General features: G+C 75.1%; 14 protein-coding genes and 1 riboswitch. Of the genes, 2 read left to right on the forward strand and 12 right to left on the reverse strand.

Annotated features, from left to right (window positions below; all coding sequences use genetic code 11):
- Positions 1-55: 55 nt before the first annotated feature.
- Positions 56-186: riboswitch (FMN riboswitch) on the reverse strand.
- 176 nt (positions 187-362) lie between these two features.
- A complete protein-coding gene (locus LZF96_RS05645) occupies positions 363-1,631 on the reverse strand; it encodes an ROK family transcriptional regulator (RefSeq protein WP_233866317.1) in 1,269 nt (422 codons plus the stop codon).
- Positions 1,621-1,800 carry a hypothetical protein gene (locus LZF96_RS05650; protein ID WP_233866320.1) on the reverse strand — a complete coding sequence of 60 codons (180 nt, stop codon included), beginning with the start codon at positions 1,798-1,800 and terminating at the stop codon, positions 1,621-1,623. Before LZF96_RS05650 ends, LZF96_RS05645 begins: the two co-directional genes overlap by 11 nt.
- On the opposite strand from LZF96_RS05650, the gene LZF96_RS05655 reads away from it, so the two are divergent.
- A complete protein-coding gene (locus LZF96_RS05655; RefSeq protein WP_233866323.1) occupies positions 1,799-3,157 on the forward strand; it encodes an MFS transporter in 1,359 nt (452 codons plus the stop codon). The two genes, LZF96_RS05650 and LZF96_RS05655, sit on opposite strands and share 2 nt — an antisense overlap.
- Here LZF96_RS05655 and LZF96_RS05660 read toward each other — a convergent pair.
- The 9 genes from LZF96_RS05660 to LZF96_RS05700 all read right to left on the reverse strand — a co-directional run bounded on the left by LZF96_RS05660 (position 3,107) and on the right by LZF96_RS05700 (position 14,499).
- Positions 3,107-4,267 carry a MalY/PatB family protein gene (locus tag LZF96_RS05660; protein WP_233866602.1) on the reverse strand — a complete coding sequence of 387 codons (1,161 nt, stop codon included), beginning with the start codon at positions 4,265-4,267 and terminating at the stop codon, positions 3,107-3,109. The two genes, LZF96_RS05655 and LZF96_RS05660, sit on opposite strands and share 51 nt — an antisense overlap.
- A 203-nt stretch (positions 4,268-4,470) precedes the next feature.
- Positions 4,471-6,195 carry an NAD(P)/FAD-dependent oxidoreductase gene (locus tag LZF96_RS05665; protein WP_233866326.1) on the reverse strand — a complete coding sequence of 575 codons (1,725 nt, stop codon included), beginning with the start codon at positions 6,193-6,195 and terminating at the stop codon, positions 4,471-4,473.
- A gap of 107 nt (positions 6,196-6,302) precedes the next feature.
- Positions 6,303-7,193, reverse strand: coding sequence for a carbon-nitrogen hydrolase family protein (locus tag LZF96_RS05670; RefSeq protein WP_233866342.1), 891 nt, complete (start codon positions 7,191-7,193; stop codon positions 6,303-6,305).
- A gap of 442 nt (positions 7,194-7,635) precedes the next feature.
- A complete protein-coding gene (locus LZF96_RS05675; RefSeq protein ID WP_233866605.1) occupies positions 7,636-8,091 on the reverse strand; it encodes an Lrp/AsnC family transcriptional regulator in 456 nt (151 codons plus the stop codon).
- A gap of 183 nt (positions 8,092-8,274) precedes the next feature.
- Positions 8,275-9,714, reverse strand: coding sequence for a GuaB1 family IMP dehydrogenase-related protein (locus tag LZF96_RS05680; protein WP_233866345.1), 1,440 nt, complete (start codon positions 9,712-9,714; stop codon positions 8,275-8,277).
- Positions 9,715-9,872: 158 nt separating this feature from the next.
- On the reverse strand, positions 9,873-10,859 hold the full coding sequence (locus LZF96_RS05685; RefSeq protein WP_233866347.1) for a sugar-binding transcriptional regulator: 987 nt from the start codon (positions 10,857-10,859) through the stop codon (positions 9,873-9,875).
- A gap of 305 nt (positions 10,860-11,164) precedes the next feature.
- Entirely contained in the window at positions 11,165-11,839 is a 675-nt protein-coding gene (gene rpe, locus LZF96_RS05690; RefSeq protein ID WP_233866349.1) for a ribulose-phosphate 3-epimerase, read from the reverse strand.
- Positions 11,840-11,918: 79 nt separating this feature from the next.
- A complete protein-coding gene (locus tag LZF96_RS05695) occupies positions 11,919-13,385 on the reverse strand; it encodes an RsmB/NOP family class I SAM-dependent RNA methyltransferase (protein WP_233866351.1) in 1,467 nt (488 codons plus the stop codon).
- Between the two features lie 145 nt (positions 13,386-13,530).
- Positions 13,531-14,499, reverse strand: coding sequence for a methionyl-tRNA formyltransferase (locus LZF96_RS05700; protein ID WP_233866353.1), 969 nt, complete (start codon positions 14,497-14,499; stop codon positions 13,531-13,533).
- A gap of 285 nt (positions 14,500-14,784) precedes the next feature.
- On the opposite strand from LZF96_RS05700, the gene LZF96_RS05705 reads away from it, so the two are divergent.
- On the forward strand, positions 14,785-15,438 hold the full coding sequence (locus LZF96_RS05705; RefSeq protein ID WP_233866355.1) for a hypothetical protein: 654 nt from the start codon (positions 14,785-14,787) through the stop codon (positions 15,436-15,438).
- An 88-nt stretch (positions 15,439-15,526) separates the two neighbouring features.
- On the opposite strand, the gene LZF96_RS05710 is transcribed toward LZF96_RS05705, so the two are convergent.
- On the reverse strand, positions 15,527-17,701 hold the full coding sequence (locus LZF96_RS05710) for a primosomal protein N' (RefSeq protein WP_233866357.1): 2,175 nt from the start codon (positions 17,699-17,701) through the stop codon (positions 15,527-15,529).
- Positions 17,702-17,763: the final 62 nt, after the last annotated feature.

The following is a 17,763-nucleotide window of genomic DNA, read 5'->3' on the forward strand; positions in this document are numbered from 1 at the left end:
GGGCCACGCCGGCACAGCCGGACGCGGCGGTCGCCGGGACCACCGACCCGTTCCGCCGCGCACTGCCTCCCATCCGGACTTTCACCGTCGGTCCAGGAGTTTCACCTGGTCAACCGATCACTGGAGGTGACCGGGTCGCGGACTGTAACCGCCGGTTCGGAATTACACCGACCCCGGAGTGCGCTTGCGTCACTGGTACGCGTCCCAGTGTGCCATGCCGGTCGCCGTCCGCACAGGGGTATCCGTGCGTGGTTCTCCTCACCCGACCGGGTCACGACCACGGAGGACGGGACGTCGGGGCGGGGCCGGAGTCGGGGTCGATCGGTTGGTGGCGGGAGGTCGCGCCGGGGTGACGGGGTCGTTCACCGACGGGTGAACAGTTCCCGTCGCGCGGCGTCCAGGGCGGTGACCAGCCCGCCGCCCAGAACCGGGCTGCCGCTCACCGTCCCGGCCCGCACCTCGGTGCGCAGCGGGGTCAGTGTCCCCAGCCGCGCGGCCACCGCCTTCGCGAGCACCGTCCCCCCGGCCCGCCCCACCTCCCCGCCGAGGACGACACAGCCCGGGTCCAGGACCGCCACCACCGCTGCCGCGCCCACCGCCACCCGTTCGGCGAGTTCGGCCAGAAAGACCCGGTGGGCGGGCTCGTCAGGCGTCGCCACGGCCCGGGCCACCACCTCCTCCGCCGCACCCGGTGCCTCGTCCCCGGGGACGCCGGGGACGAGGCCGTGGCGGCTCGCCGCCTCGCGTACGGCCGCCCCGCCGACCAGAGCGTGGAATCCCCCGCCGCAGTCGGTGGCCGTCGGCAGACCGGCGGTGCCGGGGACCGGGAGGAAACCGATCTCGCCCGCGCCGCCCGAGGCCCCCCGCCGCAGCGCGCCGTCCAGGAAGAGGGACGCGCCGATGCCCTCTCCCAGCCACAGCAGGACGAAGGTGTCCCGGTCGCGGACCGCGCCGAGGCGGTGCTCCGCGACGGCGGCCAGGTTGACCTCGTTCTCGACGACGACGTTCCCGACCACGACGTTTCCCTCCGGGCCGGGACCGACGGGCTCGCCGGAGCCGGCGGCGACGGCCCGCCGTTCCCCCCGTTCCCGCAGCAGGCGGGCGAGTTCGCGGTGCCAGGCGGGCAGTGCGAGGAACCCGTCGAGTGCGCCCGTGGCGGGATCGATCAGACCGGGCGCCCCCATCACCAGGGTGTGCGGGGTGGTGACACCCGCCGTCCGTAGGGCCCCGTCGACGACGGCCAGCGCGACGGACCCGGGTTCCCCCTCCGGGGTGTCACCGACCGGGACGGGGTGATCGGCGCGGTGGACGGTGCGGCCGGCCAGGTCGGCCAGCGCCACCGAGACGTGGTCGGTGCGCACATCCAACGCGGCGACGTGGGCGCGTTCCCCGATCAGGCCGTACAGACGGGCGTTGGGGCCGCGACGGCCGGCCCCGCCCTCCCCCACCACGGTGACCAGCCCGCGTTCGCGCAGTCGTCCCACCAGATCGGAGACGCTGGGCCGCGACAGGCCGATGCTCTCCTTGAGTTGAGCGGCCGTCAGCGGGCCGCGTTCGGCCAGGATCTCCAGCGCGATGCGGTCGTTGATGGCGCCGGCCGTGCGAGGGGAGGCGGTGCGCTCACGGGTCATGACGGGGATCCTCGCAGACCGGCGGGGTGGGGGTGTCCGGGACCTCGGGGCGCGGGCGGGTACCGGCCGAGGGGGAGCCGGTGATCGACTCCCCGGCTCCCGGCACCATCGGAATCCCGTCCGAAAACCCTTGTTTCATCAGGAAGGCTTCCTGATAGTTTATCGCCATGCCGTCCTCCCGCTCCTCCCGTCGGGGTCCCTCCGACTCCGCCGGGCACAAGTCCGGCATCGCCCTCCCCTCCCCCGACGTCCGGCGGGCCCGTCGCTCGGTGGGTGCCGTCTTCACCGTCCACGGGGCGGTGACCGGCTGCTTCGCCACCCGCATCCCGTGGATCCAGGAACACCTCGGGCTGAGCACCGGTCAACTCGGCCTCGCTCTGGCCTTTCCCGCCATCGGCGCGGCGGTGGCCATGCCGATGGCGGGGCGGATCGTGCACCGGTGGGGAGCGAGAGCCGCCCTGCGCACCCTTCTCGTGCTGTGGTGCCTGGCCCTGGCCCTGCCCGCCCTCGCGCCCCACCCGATCGCCCTCTGCGCGGCGCTGGCGATCTTCGGCGCCACCGCCGGCATGGCCGACGTGGTGATGAACGCCCAGGGCGTGGAGGTCGAGGAACGGTACGGCCGCTCGATCATGTCCGGCCTGCACGGCCTGTGGAGCGTCGGAGCCCTGATCGGCTCCGCCGTCGGCGTGGCCGTCGTCCACCTCGGGGTGGACGCCCGGATCCACCTCCCCGCGGCGTCGCTGGCGTTGGCGGTGCTCGCCCGCTTCGCGGTGCGCGGGGTGCTCGACGTGCGCGCGAAGCCCGGCGAGACGGCCCCACCCCGCTTCACGCTGCCCCCGAGATCCGCCCTGTTGATCGGGGCGATCGGCATGTGCGCCGTCTTCGGCGAGGGCGCGGGAATGGACTGGTCCGGGGTCTACCTGCGGGAGGTCACCGGCAGTTCGGAGACCGTGGCGGCGGCCGGCTACACCGGCTTCGCCTGCACCATGGCCATCGCCCGACTGCTCGGCGACTCGGTGGTGCGGCGGATGGGCGTGGTGCGCACCGTGCGGGCCGGCGGACTCCTGGCCACGGCCGGCGGCGCGCTGGTCGTGGTGGCCCCGGTACCGGCCGTCGGCGTGGCCGGGTTCGCCCTGCTGGGCGTGGGCATCGCCGTGGTGGTGCCGCTGACCTTCGCCGCCGCAGGTCGCAGCGGCGCGCAGCCGGCCCGGGCGATCGCGGGCGTGGCGACCATCACCTACACCACCGGCCTGGTCGCGCCGGCCGTGATCGGCATGCTCGGCGAGGTGTCCTCGCTGCGCCTTTCCTTCGCACTGGTGACCGGGGCCGCCGTGGTGCTGTTCCTGTGCGCCGGGGTGCTGGCTCCCGGCCGGCAGGGTCCGGCCGGCGGGACCTCGGTCACCGGCGGGGCGGGAGCGGCCGGCGGGGCGGGGGTCGTCCCCGCCTCGGGCCCCGACCCCGGCGGCGCGGCCGCCTCAGTCGGCGGCGGCCATGCGGCGCACGGCCTCGGCGAGCACGGCCGGTGAGCACGCCAGGTTGATCCGGGCCCTCCCCTCTCCCCCGGTGCCGAAATCCGGCCCGGGGGAGAGCGCCACCCGTCCGCGTTCCAGGAGGCGGGCGGCGGGGTCGGGCTCGTCGGGCCACCTCTCCCGGAAGTCCGGCCAGGCGAGGTAGGTCCCCTCCGGTTCGCGGAGCCCCACCCCGGGCAACAGGAGGTCCAGCAGGCGGGTCAACAGGCGCCGGTTGGCGGCGATTCCGGCGAGGAACCCGTCCAGCCACGCCCCGCCCTCCCGCAACGCCACCGTGTGCGCGAGCACCCCGAGGTGGCTCGCGGCGTCCCCCAGGTGAATTGGGAGTGCCGCCAGGTCCCGCCCGGCCTCCGGACCGGCGACCACCAGCGCCGCTTTCACCCCCGGCAGGTTCCAGCTCTTGGAGGCGGAGAAAACGGAGAAGCCGCGCTCCGACCCCGGCCGGGAGAGCCAGGGCGTGAAGCGCGCGCCGGGCGGGACGATCGGGGCGTGGATCTCGTCCGCGACCACCCGCACCCCGTACCGTCCGGCCAAGCCGGCGAGGGTGTCCAGTTCGTCCGCGCGGGGCACCGTGCCGGTGGGGTTGTGCGGATTGCACAGCACGTACACCGACCCGGGAGCGGTTCGGAAGGCCCGTTCCAGCGCCTCCGGGTCCAGGCGCCCGGCCGGATCGAGCGGGGCCTCGACCACCCGACGCCCCCGGTGGCGCGCCATCACCGCGATCGGCGGGTACAGCGGGGGGCTGATCACCACCGTGCCGTCGGGCGGGGTGAGCAGGGCGACCAGTTCGGTGATGCCCTGGATCACGTCGCCCACCGGGACGGTTCGCTCCTCCGGTACCGGCACGCCCCATCGTTCACGGGAGAAGGCGTCGAGGGCACCGACGTACCCGAGGTGGTCCGCCGGGTAACCCAGGTCGCCCAGGTCGATCGCCTCGCGCAGGGCCCGGGCGACCGGTTCGGGGGTGGGTACGTCCGCCTCCGCCACCCACAGGGGCAGCACGTCCGCGGGATGGAAACGCCACTTGGCGGAGGTGCGCCGGCGCAGGTGCTCCTCGCCGAGCGCGACCAACGGACCGTCGGGGGCCGCGGCCTCCGCCTCCGCCACCGCCCGGGCGACCGCGTCCGAGGGGTCGGAGGGGACCGTGGTGGGGCGCAGCGGGGATATCCCCGACGGGTCGGTGGCCCCCACGGGGTCGGGTGCGGGGGCGGAGTGGTCCAACGGCACGGCGGGCTCTCCTCTGGTGACCGGGGCCGCGGCATGACGGGTGCCACCGCGGTGTGACGGGTGCCCGGGGGGCGACCGCCACCTCAATCCTCCGGCAACTCCACCGGTGCCAGCTCGTCGAACAGATCGCCCGGGCCGGGATTGGCCGGATCACAGGCACCGCCGAAGTGGCTCATGACGCCCCAGACGGCGTTGAGGGCGGTCTGCACCGCGCCCTCGGCCCACCCCGCGGTCCAGGAGATGTCGTCCCCGGCGAGGAACAGGCCGCGCCGATCGGCGGGCAACCGATCCTGCACGAAGTGGGTGAACAGGCGGCGCTGGTAGCGGTAGTGACCCGGCAGGTTCGCCTTGAAGGCGCCCATGAACCAGGGTTCGTTCTCCCAGGAGACGGTGATCGGGTTACCGATGACGTGCCGTCGGATATCGACATGCGGATAGATCTCCCGCAGGGACTTCAGCATCACCTCCATCCGTTCGCGGGCGCTCAGCGGCAGCCACTTGAGGCTGTCGTCGCACCACGTGTACGAGAGGCAGATGACGGCGGGACGGTCCGGGCCGTCGTCCAGCAGGTAGGTGCCCCGGGTCATCCGGTCGGTGAGGGTCATGCTCATGGTGTCCCGACCGGTGCGCTCGTCGCGGTCCAGCCAGAAGGGCCGATCCACCGGAACGAAGAGCTTGGAGGATTCCATGTAGTGGGTGCGCTCGACGGCGGTCCAGTGGTCGATGGGCAGCAGGTCGTCGTCGCAGTCGATGCGCGAGAGCATCAGCCAGGACTGGGCCGTGAAGATCGCCGCCCGGTAGGTGCGCACGTCCCCGTCCGCGTCGGTGACGGTGATCCGGTTGCCCGCCGTGCGGTGCAGGCGGGTCACGGCGGGACGGGTGCGGCCCTCGTGCAGGGAGCGCAGGGAGGTGCCGCGCGGCCAGTGCACCAGTTTCTGCGGCTCGTCCTCCCACAGTCGCAGGGGCAGTTGCCGACTGCCGCCGACGATGCCGCGGTGGTCGTCGTCGGCACCGGTGTAGACGACGCGCAGGATCTCCAGGATGGAGTTGGGGAAGTCGGTGTCCCAGCCCCCGGTGCCGAAACCGACCTGACCGAAGGTCTCGCGGTCCCGGAAGGAGGAGAAGGCCGGGGAGTCGCACAGGAAGCCGTAGAAGGTCCGGTTGTCCAGGCGCTCCACCAGGCGGGACCAGATCTCCCGGATGCGCGGCACGTCCCGTTCGCGGATGGCGCGCTGCATCGCGCCGAACTCCGCCCCCTCCTCCAGCGCGGTGTTCCACGCCTCCATGACCCGGTGGTAGACCGGCGGCAGATCCTCCAGGGTGCGCGCGTAGTGGGTCTCGCCCTTGAGGTCCACGACCGTGGAGGGGGTACCCGGGGCCAGCGGGTTGGGGAAGGGCCGCGACTCCAGGCCGACCAGATCGGCGTAGTGCCAGAAGGCGGTGGAGGAGGGCGGGAAACGCATCGCCCCCATCTCCGCGGTCAATCCCGGGTCGCACCCCTCGAAGGTCTCGGTGCGCAGCCGGCCGCCGAGCCGATCCGCCTCGTACACCACCGGCCGCAACCCCATCCGCATGAGCTCCCGGGCCGCCACCATGCCGGAGAGTCCGCCGCCGATGACGGCGACCTCGGCCCCGTGCTCCGTCGCCGGGATCTGGCCGAGGCCCGCCGGATGGGCGAGCCAGTCGTCGTAGGCGAAGGGGAAGTCGGGACCGAACATGGTCACGGTCGGTTCGGGGCGGGCGTCGGTGGGCGGGTGCTGCTCCGCCTCCCGGGCGTCGTGGGCGACGTTGGGCACCGTGGAGGTCATCTGGGGGTTCTCCCGGGTCGTGCGACGGAGGTGCTGGGGCTCTGGGGTGCCGGGCCGGACGGGTACGACCGGCCGCGCGGGGGGATCGGAAAGGGGGTGAGGGGGTGTCAGTCGATCGGGGCGGGAACGGGGCCCGGGTGGGGCGACCCGTCGAGGGGATAGAGCCCGGGACGGCGGTCCGCCAGGTACGGGGTGATCCGTCGGGCGGCGTCCACCGCCCGCGGATCGACCTCCGCGAACAGCAGTTCCCCGCCCTCCCCCGCCCGGGCGGGGACGCTCCCGTCCGGGGCGGCCAGACAGCTCAGGCCGGTGAACCGGAGGTCGCCCTCCGCGCCGCAGCGGTTGGCGTAGGCGACGTACATCCCGTTCTCCGCCGCCCGGACGGGTACCAGCTGCCGGGCCACGAAGTCGTGCGGGGCCATCAACGCGGTGGGCACCAGCAGCAGCTCGGTGCCGGCCAGGGCGTGGGCGCGCACCACCTCGGGGAATTCCACGTCGTAGCAGATCAGCAGCCCGACCCGGACTCCCGCCAGCACGGCCCCGACCACCGGGCGGTCACCGGGGACGAACGCCTTCCGCTCCCACTCCCCGTACAGGTGCGTCTTGCGATACTCCGCGAGCGTCGCGCCGTCGGGGCCGGTCAATCGGACGGTGTTGTGGATCCCCCGCCCGGAGAGTTCCGGCCGCCCGTGCGCGATCGCCACGCCGTGCCGGGCGGCGATCCGGGCCACCGCGCGGTCGGTGGGGCCGTCCGCGGGTTCCGCGAGGTCGGGGAGGCGGTCGCCCAGGACGTATCCGGTCATCGACAGTTCGGATCCGACCAGCAGGGCGGCGCCGCCGGCGGCCGCCCGGGCGGCGGACGCGTCCAGGTCGGCCAGCGCCGCCTCACGGGAGGCGGGCAGTCCCTCCGGGCCCTGTCGCAGGGCCAGGCGCAGGATGGCCCCGCCGGATTCGTCGGCGGGCACGGCCGGGCGGGCGGTGTGGACGGGGCGGGACATGGCACCTCGGTGCGGACGGCCGGTGGGCGGGGCGGTTCACCGGCTCGGGCCGGCGACCGGCCGGAACGCGGCCGGATACACCTCCGACGCTAACGGCCGCCGACGGGGCACGACAAGAAGCGTCGATTGCGCGTCCGGGCGGTTTTCGTTGCGCTTTCACCCCGATCACCGGCGATTCATTGCGCGGGGCCCCTCCCGCCCCCGGGCACGGAGACCACCGGCGCGTTGACGGTGACGATCACCGCGATCGCCGCCCGGGAGAGCGGGTCGAGCCACCGACCCGACACCGCCACCCCGGCCGGGGGCGAATACCGGGTTGACGCCCCTGGGGATCCCGAACCGGTGGGCCGGGACCCGACTCGGCGCGAACGGATCGGTGCGGAAGGGCACCGCGGAGGAGAGTGCCCCCGCCGACGCACCGGGCGGGCCCCGGGCGGGGCGGTCAGGCCGGCAGGTCCGGGGCGTGCCGGCGCAGCAGCGGGGAAAGCACCAGCACGGACTTCGTCCGCTCCACGAAGTCCTCCCCCGCGATGCGTTCCAATACCCGCTCGAAGTGCCGCATGTCGGAGGCGAAGACCTGCACCACGGCGTCCGCCTCACCGGTGACCGTGGAGGCCGAGGCCACCTCGGGATAGCGGGCCAGGGCGCGACGGATGTCGGCCGGGGCGGTGCGCGAACGGCAGTACAGCTCGATCAGTCCCTCGGTGCCGCGTCCCATCACGGCCGGATCGATCCGGACCGTGAAGCCGGTGATGGCACCGCGGGCGCGCAGCCGGTCCACCCGGCGCTTCACCGCGGGGGCGGAGAGGCCGACCTCGGCGCCGATGTCGGCGTACGCCCGGCGGGCGTCCTCGGCCAGGGCCCGCACGATCCGCTCGTCCAGGGCGTCCAGGCCGATCGGGGGCGCCCCCGTACCGGCCACCGGGCCCGTGGGGTGTGCCGGCCGGGAGGCGTCGCCGTCACGGTGCCGGTCCGGGGCGGCGGGAACGTCGTCGTGTCGCACCCGCGCAGTACACCACGGGCCCCCGACCACCGCGACGCCCGGGGCGAGGGCCCGCCGCCCCGGGGATCGCGGGGAGGATCAGCTCCAGCCGGCGTGCAGCGGCTTGCCCTCGGCGAAGCCGGAGGCGCTCTGCACCCCGACCACGGCCCGCTCGGCGAACTCCTCCAGGGAGGCCGCCCCGGCGTAGGTGCACGCCGAGCGCACGCCGGCCACGATGGAGTCGATGAGATCCTCCACCCCCGGCCGGGCCGGGTCCAGGAACATCCGGGAGGTGGAGATGCCCTCCTCGAAGAGCGCCTTGCGCGCCCGGTCGTAGGGCGAGTCGTCGGCGGTGCGGTTGCGCACCGCCCGCGCCGAGGCCATCCCGAAGCTCTCCTTGTACCACCTTCCGTCGGCGGCCTGCTGGAGGTCCCCGGGTGACTCGTGGGTGCCCGCGAACCAGGAGCCGACCATGACGTTGGACGCGCCGGCCGCCAGGGCCATGGCGACATCACGGGGGTGGCGCACGCCCCCGTCGGCCCACACGTGGCGTCCCATCCGGCGGGCCTGCTCGGCGCACTCCAGCACCGCGGAGAACTGCGGGCGCCCGACGCCCGTCATCATGCGGGTGGTGCACATGGCACCCGGGCCGACCCCCACCTTGACGATGTCCGCGCCCGCCTCGACCAGGTCGCGCACGCCCTCGGCCGAGACCACGTTGCCCGCCACCACCGGCACCCGTGGGTCCAGCGAACGCACCTCGCGCAGGGCGGAGATCATCGACTCCTGATGGCCGTGGGCGGTGTCCACCACCAGGGTGTCGGCGCCACCCTTCAGGAGGGCGGCGGCCCGACCGGCCACGTCCCCGTTGATTCCCACCGCGGCGGCGATCCGCAGGCCGCCCCGCTCGTCGGTGGCCGGGGTGTAGAGGGTGGCGCGCAGCGCGCCGCGACGGGTGATGATGCCCACCAGTCGGCCGTCGGCGTCCACCGCCGGGGCCAACTTGCGATGGGCGGCGTCCATACGGTCGAAGAGTTCGCGCGGTTTCGAGTCGGCGTCGAGCAGTAGCAGATCCCGGGACATCACCTCGGTCAGTCGGGTGAAGCGGTCCACACCGTTCAGGTCGCTGTCGGTCACCACGCCGATCGGTCGCCCGTCCTCGACCACCACGCCCGCGTGGTGGGCCCGCTTGGGCAGCAGGGAGATGGCGTCGGCGACGGTCTGGCCGGGGTCCAGGGTGATGGGGGTGTCCAGGACCGGGTGTCGGCGCTTGACCCAGCCGATGACCTCGGTGACGACATCGATCGGGATGTCCTGGGGGATGACCACCAGACCTCCCCGGCGGGCCACCGTCTCGGCCATCCGGCGCCCGGCGACGGCGGTCATGTTGGCCACCACGAGGGGGATGGTGGTGCCGGTGCCGTCGCGGGTGGTCAGATCCACCCCCATGCGGGAGCCGACCGAGGACCGGGAGGGGACCATGAACACGTCGTCGTAGGTCAGGTCGTACGGCGGACGGGCGTCGTTCAGGAATCTCATGGCTGCTCTCTCACCTGCGATGGAATGGGTTGCGGGTGGGAGACCGGCGATGGCTCCTGCTTCATTATGGCCGATTCCCGACGGTGCCCGTCGGCCCCGGCGCCGCCGACCCGCCCCTCCTTCGCCGGCGGGGCCGGGAGCCCGCCGGCGAAGGAGGGTCAGTCGACGTCGGGGTCGGTGCGTTCGCGGGCCGGTCGGGTTCCCGTTTCGGCCACGAGCAGTTCGTCGGCGGCGGCGGTGTCCGTCACCAGGCTGGTCACCAGGCCCGATCGGAGTACCGCCGCGATGGCGGGTGCCTTGCGCCGGCCACCGGCGATGGCGACCACCTCGGGAATGCGTCGAAGCCGATCGGCCTCGACGGTGATGCACCGCTCCCCCAGATCGCGGCCGACCCGTCGCCCGGCGGAATCGAAGAGGTGGGCGGACATCTCGGCGGCGACGCCGAGCGAGGCGTAGTGGGCACGTTCCCGCTCGGAGAGCATGTCGTGCACCGTGGAGATCCCCGGCTCCCAGGAACCGATGGAGACCGCCGCGATGGTGACCTTGTCGAAGTACTCGAAGGCGCTCGCGATGCCGGTCTGCCCGCGCAGCGCGGCGGCGGTCTGGGCGTCCGGCAGGAGCATCGGGGCGTAGATGGGGTGCGCCTCGCCCCCCGAGACGGCCGCCGCCCGGCGAACCGCCTCCACCGAGCCCCGCTCGGCGGTCCCGGCGTCGTAGACCCCGGTGAGCTGCACGACGGTGCACGGCGGCAGGCTCTCCAACGCGGCGGCCATGTGGATGGTCGAACGCCCCCAGGCCAGGCCCAGCACGTCACCCTCTGCGACCAGCTCGCCCAACAGTTCGGCGGCGACCTCACCCAGGTTCTCCGGGTCGGGGGTGTCGTCGGGAGCGTCGGCCGGCGACTCGGTGACCACCACGTGGCGCAATCCGAAGCGGGCCCGCAGCGCGTCGGAGCGATCGGCGTCCAGCTCGGCGGGGATGCGGATCTCGATGCGGACCAGATCGTGCTCGACCGCGGACTCGAGCACCCGGGCCACCTTGAAGCGGCTGACCCCGAACTCGTCCGCGATCTGGATCTTGGATTTTCCCTCCAGGTAGAAGCGACGGGCCATGGCCGCCGCCTGCATCAGTTCGGCCGGTCCCATTCGTGTGGCTGACCTTCCGGCCGGCACCGCGCTCACCTCGCTGTTCTTCCGGCTCGACTCCCGCCCGTCCCCCGGGACCTTCATCCTCCCAGATCCGACGGGTCGCCGGCGCCACCCGTGGCCGGTGCATCCGGTGGGAAAAGCGTGCGGCCCGTCCCCGGCACCCGGTCACCGAACGGCGGGTGGACGGGTGCCGGCCGGCGGACCACGTCCGGTGGAACACCGGACCGGCCGCGGTGGGAACGGCCGGCGGGCAGCGGTCCGGTTCTTCGGGGAAGAGGGCCCGGGGCCGGGAACCGGTGTGCCTACGCCTCCGGGGCGGTGGGCGCGACGGCCTCGGCCCGGGCCCGCAGGGACTTCACCGCGGCGGCCGGGTCCTGCGCCCCGTAGACGGCGGATCCGGCGACGAAGACATCCGCCCCCGCCTCCGCACAACGTTCGATGGTCTCCTCGGACACCCCGCCGTCCACCTGGAGCCACAGCTCCAGGCCGTGGCGCTCGATCATCCGTCGGGCCCGGCGGATCTTGGGCAGGGTGAGGTCGAGGAACGCCTGGCCGCCGAAGCCCGGCTCGACCGTCATGATCAGCAACATGTCGAGCTCGGGGAGCAGGTCCTCGTAGGGCTCGACGGGGGTGGCCGGGCGCAGCGCCATGGAGGCGCGGGCCCCCTGCGCGCGGATCTCGCGGGCCAGCCGCACCGGGGCGGCTGCGGCCTCGACGTGGAAGGTCACCGACCCGGCGCCCACCTCCGCGTAGCGGGGGGCCCACCGGTCGGGGTCCTCGATCATGAGATGGCAGTCGAGCGGGGTGTCCGTGGCCCGCAGCAGCGCCTCGACGACGGGCAGGCCCAGCGTCAGGTTGGGGACGAAGTGGTTGTCCATGACGTCCACGTGGAGCCAGTCGGCCCCCTCGACCGCCCGGGCCTCCTCGGCGAGGCGGGCGAAGTCGGCCGACAGGATGCTGGGATTGATCTGCGCCATGCGACCAGTATCGGGCACCCCGCCCCCTCCGGACCGGCCCGGGGCCGGCCGGTTCGTCGGGGGCCGCCCCGGCCCTCCTTCAGAGGGCCCGGTCCGCACGGCGCAGCAGGGCCAGGTACATCGCGTCCGTGCCGTGCAGGTGGGGCCACAACTGCACATCCGGGCCCGCCCCGAGGTGGGGGACGCCCGGCATCGTGGGACGGGCGTCGATCCACTCGGCGGCCGGCGCGGCGGCCGGCCCGGTGCCCGCCTCGGCCAGCACGTCCTCGACCACCGCGCGGGTCTCCGCCGGGTGCGGGGAACAGGTGGCGTAGGCCACCACCCCGCCCGGTCGCACGGCCCACAGCGCCTCCCGCAGCAGGGCCCGTTGCAGGGGCGCGAAACGCTCCAGGTCCTCCGGGCGACGGCGCCAGCGCGCCTCGGGGCGGCGGCGCAGGGCGCCGAGCCCGGTGCAGGGCACGTCCACCAGCACCCGATCGAAGGAGGCCGGCCGCCAGGCGGGACGAGTGGTGTCGGCGGCAACGGTCAGTTGGACGCCGGGCGCCCCCTCCAGAACCCCCGCGACCAGGCGGGCCCGGTGCGGACGGCGTTCGACGGCCAGCAGACCGGCGCCCCGTCCGGCCGCGAGGGCGGCGAGGAGAGCGGCCTTGCCCCCCGGCCCCGCGCAGCCGTCCAACCAGCGGGTGTCCGGGCCCTCCAGCGGCGCGGCCACCAGGGCCGCGGCGACCAGTTGGCTTCCCTCGTCCTGCACCCCGGCGCGGCCCTCCCGGACGGCGGGCAGCGCCCCGGGGTCACCTCCCTCGACCAGGCGCACGGCATGGGGGGACCAGCGGCCGGGGAGGGCGCCGCCGACCAGGAGTTCCTCGGGTTCGGACCGCCCGGGGCGGGCGACCAGGGTGACCTCGGGACGCTCGTTGTCGGCGATCAGCAGCGCCTCGATGCCCTCCCGGTCCGTACGTCTCCCGCCGGGCTCCAGCGCGTCCCACAGGGCGGAGACCACCCATCGGGGGTGGGCGTGCCGCAGCGCCAGGTACTCCTCGGGGTCGCGGTCGGCGGGCGGGGCGAGGTGGTCGATCCACTCCTCGAGGTCACGGGCCGAGATCCGCCGCAGGACGGCGTTGACGAACTTGGCGGGGCCCTCGCCGAGAACCATCCGCGCGAGTTCGACGGTGCTGCTGACGGCGGCGTGCCGGGGGATCCGGGTGCCGAGCAACTGGTGGGCCCCCAGGGAGAGGACGTCCAGCACCGGCGGGTCGATCCCCCGCAACGGCCGGTCGGCGCAGGCCCCGATGACGGCGTCGTAGGTGCCCTGCCGTCGGAGGGTGCCGTAGACCAGTTCGGTGGCCAGGGCGGCGTCGCGGTCGTCCAGCCCCTCGGAGCGCCGGGCGCGGGCCAACAGGGGCGGCAGCACCAGGTTGGCGTAGGCGTCGCGCTCGTCCACCGCACGCAGCGCCTCGAAGGCGAGCAGACGCACGGGGTCCCGTCGGGGGCGGCGCGGGGGCCGGTCCGGTCGGCGGGAACGGGCGGGGCGGGGGCGGTCGTTCATCTTCGGCTCATCGCTCGGTGGGTCGGGGCCCCGACATCGCGGGGCCGGGGGGACGACAGGGGGGACACGGCACGACGGCGGGCACCGGACGTGCGGGGGCGGGGACGGGAGGCACGGGGTCCCGTCGGGGGCGGAGTCGGGGCGCTCAGTCGCCCAGCCGCTCCCCCGGCCCCGGCCGCACGCCTCGCGCCCAGTCGGCGGCGGGCATGGGTTTGCGGCCCTGCGGCTGCACCCACAGCAGTTCCAGCGGCCCGGAACCGGTGCCCACGTGGACGGTGCGTCGGCCGACGACGATCGCGCCGGGGGCGGCGTCGACGGCGACCTCCGGCGCGGGTCCCCCGGGTCCCTCCGGGCGGGAGCCGGCCGGGACCGTCTCCCGGATCTTCAGTCGTTCGCCGCGGAAGAGGGTCCAGGCACCGGGGGCGGGCGAGCAGCCCCGCACGACGCGGTCCACCCGCAGTGCCGGGGCGGACCAGTCGATCCGGGCGTCCCCGACCCCGAGCTTGGGGGCGAGGGAGATCCCCTCCCCCGGCTGCGGAACGGCCCGCAGGGATCCGTCCTCGATCCCGTCCATGGTGGCGGCGAGCAGACCGGCGCCGGCGAAGGCCAGCCGGGTGAGCAGGTCGCCGCTGGTGTCCCGGGGCCGGATCTCCTCGGTGATCACGCCGTAGGTCGGGCCGGAGTCCAGGCCCTCCTCGATGAGGAAGGTGGTCGCGCCGGTGATCCCGTCGCCGGCCATCACGGCGTGCTGGACGGGTGCCGCGCCGCGCCAGGCGGGGAGCAGGGAGAAGTGCAGGTTGACCCACCCGCGGACCGGGATGGCCAGGGCTTCCTTCGGCAGGAGGGCCCCGTAGGCCACGACGGGGCAGCAGTCGGGGGCGATCTCGCGCAGCCTGCTCAGGAAATCCGGGTCCCGGGGTCGTTCGGGGCGCAGGATCTCCAGGCCCGCCTCGGCGGCGCGCCGCGCCACGGGGCTCTCGACGAGTCGTCGTCCCCTCCCGGCGGGGGCGTCCGGCCGGGTCACCACGGCCACCACCTCATGCCGTTCCGCTGCCAACAGGGCGTCCAGGGCGGGTACGGCCACCTCGGGGGTGCCGGCGAAGACGAGCCTCATCGTGCGGGGGTCACCTCGAAGAAGGGGGTAAGCGGGGCGGGCGTGGTGGCGGCGGTCCGGTTCCCCGGACGCCGTACGGGTGAACAGTCTACGGCTCCGCCGGCGACCGGGGCGTGTCGACCGGGAGCGCGGAAAGGGGCGCGCACCGCGCCTTTCACGCCCGATCCGTGCGGTGGGCGTGACCCCGGCGCCGGGTGCGGCGTTGGGCACCGGGAGCAACCGTACGGGGGATGCCCCCGGCGGGCCGTCCCCCGTTTCCCCCAGACCGGTTGGAGAGGCTTGTCGATGGCCGACCACACCACCGCTGACGCCCGGGCCAGGGCCAGCCTGCATCTGCTGGTGCGCGACATCGAGCGGGTGCGCCGCCAGGTGGACGCGTTGCGGACGCTCACGGCACAACTGGGCAACGTCTACCGACCGCGTCGCGGCGTGCCCTCCTCCGGGTTCGTCGTGTACGGCCGGGCACCGGCTCCCACCGTGCGCCTGGCCAGGGAGTTGCGGGACAACGTGGAGACCCTGGTGACCGCGGCGGTGGACTTCGACCGTTCGCTCGGTTTCTCCTGGGACTCCGTCGGGTCGGCGCTGGGGGTGACCAAACAGGCCGTGCACCGGCGTTACGGGAACCGTCGGGTGACGGGGGCCGATCCGATCGGCCGTGCCGCCGGGGGTGGTGGATCCCGGATCCCGTCCCCCTCCGGGGCGGACGGGGACGGGGACGATCATCCGGACGGGGACTCCCCGGTGGAGGGCGTCGGGGAGGATGCGGTGTCCGCCCGGGCGGTGGTGGCCGTCGGATCCCGTGCCCTCGGCCGTGCCGGCACCGGGAACGGTGGTGTCGGTGGTGTCGGGGACGCCGGGAGCGCGTTCGTCGGGGACGGGGGCGTCGGGCCTTCCTCCCCCGGTGACCCGACGATGCTGCCGGGCCCGCGCGACGGTTGAGGCCGGCGGGCCGGACGCCCCGCCCCGGGCCCTCCGATGGTCCGCTCCCGGCAGGGCGTCGTCCGGTTCGGCCGGGCCCCGGGAGGGTTCAGCCGATCTCCCGCGGGTCGACCCGCACCCGGGCGATCTCCCGCTCCCGACGGGCGAGCCGGGCCGCCAGGGAGGCTCGCAAGGCGCGGGCCATCTCCGACCCCCGGCCCGGCGGCACTCTCACCAGGGCCCGTTCCCACTGCTCCCCCGGCGCCGGCGCGCCCGGCCTGCGGGGGGCGCCCGGCGGGGTGCGGGGCAGTTCCACCGGCCCCAGGATCTCGGCCTCCGGGGGTAGTTCGGCTCCCTCCAGCAGTCGACGCACGGCCTCCGGCGGGCCGCTGACGGCCGCCATCCGACTGACCGGCGGGAAGGCCAGTTCGGTCCGATCGGCCAGCTCCCGCTCCGCGAAGCCGACCGGGTCCCAGCGGACCAGCGCCTGCACCGGGCGGAGCGTCGGCTCCGCCGGCACGACCACCGCCCCGCCCTCGCCGGCCGGGCGGACCAGGGCGGCGGCGCCCAGCCAGCGCCGCAGGGTCTCCTCCCCCGCCCGCAGACCGGGGCGGTTGAGGAGCACCCGACCGTCCAGCAGCAGGGCCGCGGCGTAGCCGGGGCCGTCGGCGACCCGGGGTTCGGCTCCGGGGGTGCTGACCACCAGCGCGGGGGTGTCGGGGACCTCGTCCGGCACGTCGTTCCCGTCGTTCCCGCCCTCCCCACCGCGCCCGGAGGTGCGCACGGGAATCCCGGGAAAGGCCCGTCCCAGCTCCTCCGCGGTGCGTCGGACGCCCACCGCGCGGGCCCGCGCCCGGCGACCGCCGCACGCGGGGCAGTGCCAGTCGGGGTGGGCCGACCCGCACCACCCGCAGGCCGGGGGGGTGTCCGGCGCGTCGGCTGCGAGCGGCCCGCGGCAGGCGGGACAGCGGGCCGGTTCGCGGCAGCGGTCGCAGGACAGCGCCGGAACATAACCCCGGCGCGGGACCTGCACCAGGACCGGGCCCAGCCGCAGCGCGTCCCGGGCGATCCGCCAGGCGAGGGTGGGCAGGCGGGCGGTGTGGGCGGCCTCGTCACCGGCACGGTCGTCGTCGCCGAGGGTGCGGATCAGCGGGGCGGCGGCACGGACCGCGCTCCGGTCGGGGGTCAACGGGGCCGCCCATCCGGTGGTCATCAGCCGGGCGCCCTCGGCGGTGCACGCGTGCCCGCCCAACAGGACCCCCGCACCGGCGCGGGCCGCACGCAGCAGCAGCACCTCGCGGGCGTGGGGGTGGGGGGCGCGGTCGTCGCCGTGGGAGGCGTCACCGTCGTCCCAGCAGATCACCAGGCCCGGGTCGCGGACGGGGGCGAACATCGCCGCGCGGGTGCCGATCACCGCCCGTACCGAGCCCCGACTGACCGCCAGCCAGCGCCGGTAACGGGCCTCGGGACCGGCGTCGGCGGTCAGCAGGACGTGTCGGTCGGGCCCGAGGAGGGCGGTGAGGGCGGCGTCCGCCCGGGCCGCGGTACGGCCGTCGGGGAGCACCGCGACGACGCCCCGGCCGGAGGCCAGACAGGCGGCCGCCGCGCGGGCGAGTTCGTCGGGCCAGCCGGGCCCGGGCAGCGCGGTCCACACCGCCCGGGGGGATCCGCCACCGGCCAGGGATTCCAGATAGGCGGGACCGCGGGGGTACCGGTTCCAGCCGCCGGGGTCGGGCGCCGGCGGAGGTGGGAGCGGGGCCGGGGAGTCGATCCGCTCGGCCCTGGCCATCCGGGGCGGCACGGCGAGTTGCACGACGTCGGCCAGGGAGCCGGCGTACCGGTCGGCCACGGCCCGGCACAGGTCCAGCAGTTCGGGGCTCAGGACGGGTTCGGAGGAGAGCACCCGGGCCAGGGGGGCCAGTCGGCCGGGAAAGTCGCTCTCGGCCAGTCTCCCGACGACGAATCCGTCGACCAGGCGCCCTCCCTCCCGACGTCCGCCGCGTTCCCCCGCGCCGAAGCGGACCCGGACCCGGACACCCGGCAGAGCGGTCTCCGCCATCGCGGCGGGGACGGCGTAGTCGAAGTAGCGGTCGAGGTGCACCAGCCCCTTGTCCACCAGGACTCGCGCCACGGGGCGGTCCTCCGCGAGCGGACGGCGGCGGGCCGGACGGGGACGGGGCGCGGTCTCCCGCAGCAGGGCGAGCTGTTCGGCGGCACGCGCGGCCCCCGACCCCCCGCCCGCCGGACGGGGGACGGGTCGGTCGGGGGGAGGTTCGCCGGTCATGGGGTCAGTACACCAAAGGGGTCGGACGGCGCGAAGGTTCCGCGCCCCGTCACGGGCGCGCG

The organism is Streptomyces sp. ST2-7A (assembly GCF_021390475.1).
Classification (GTDB): Bacteria; Actinomycetota; Actinomycetes; order Streptomycetales; family Streptomycetaceae; genus Streptomyces.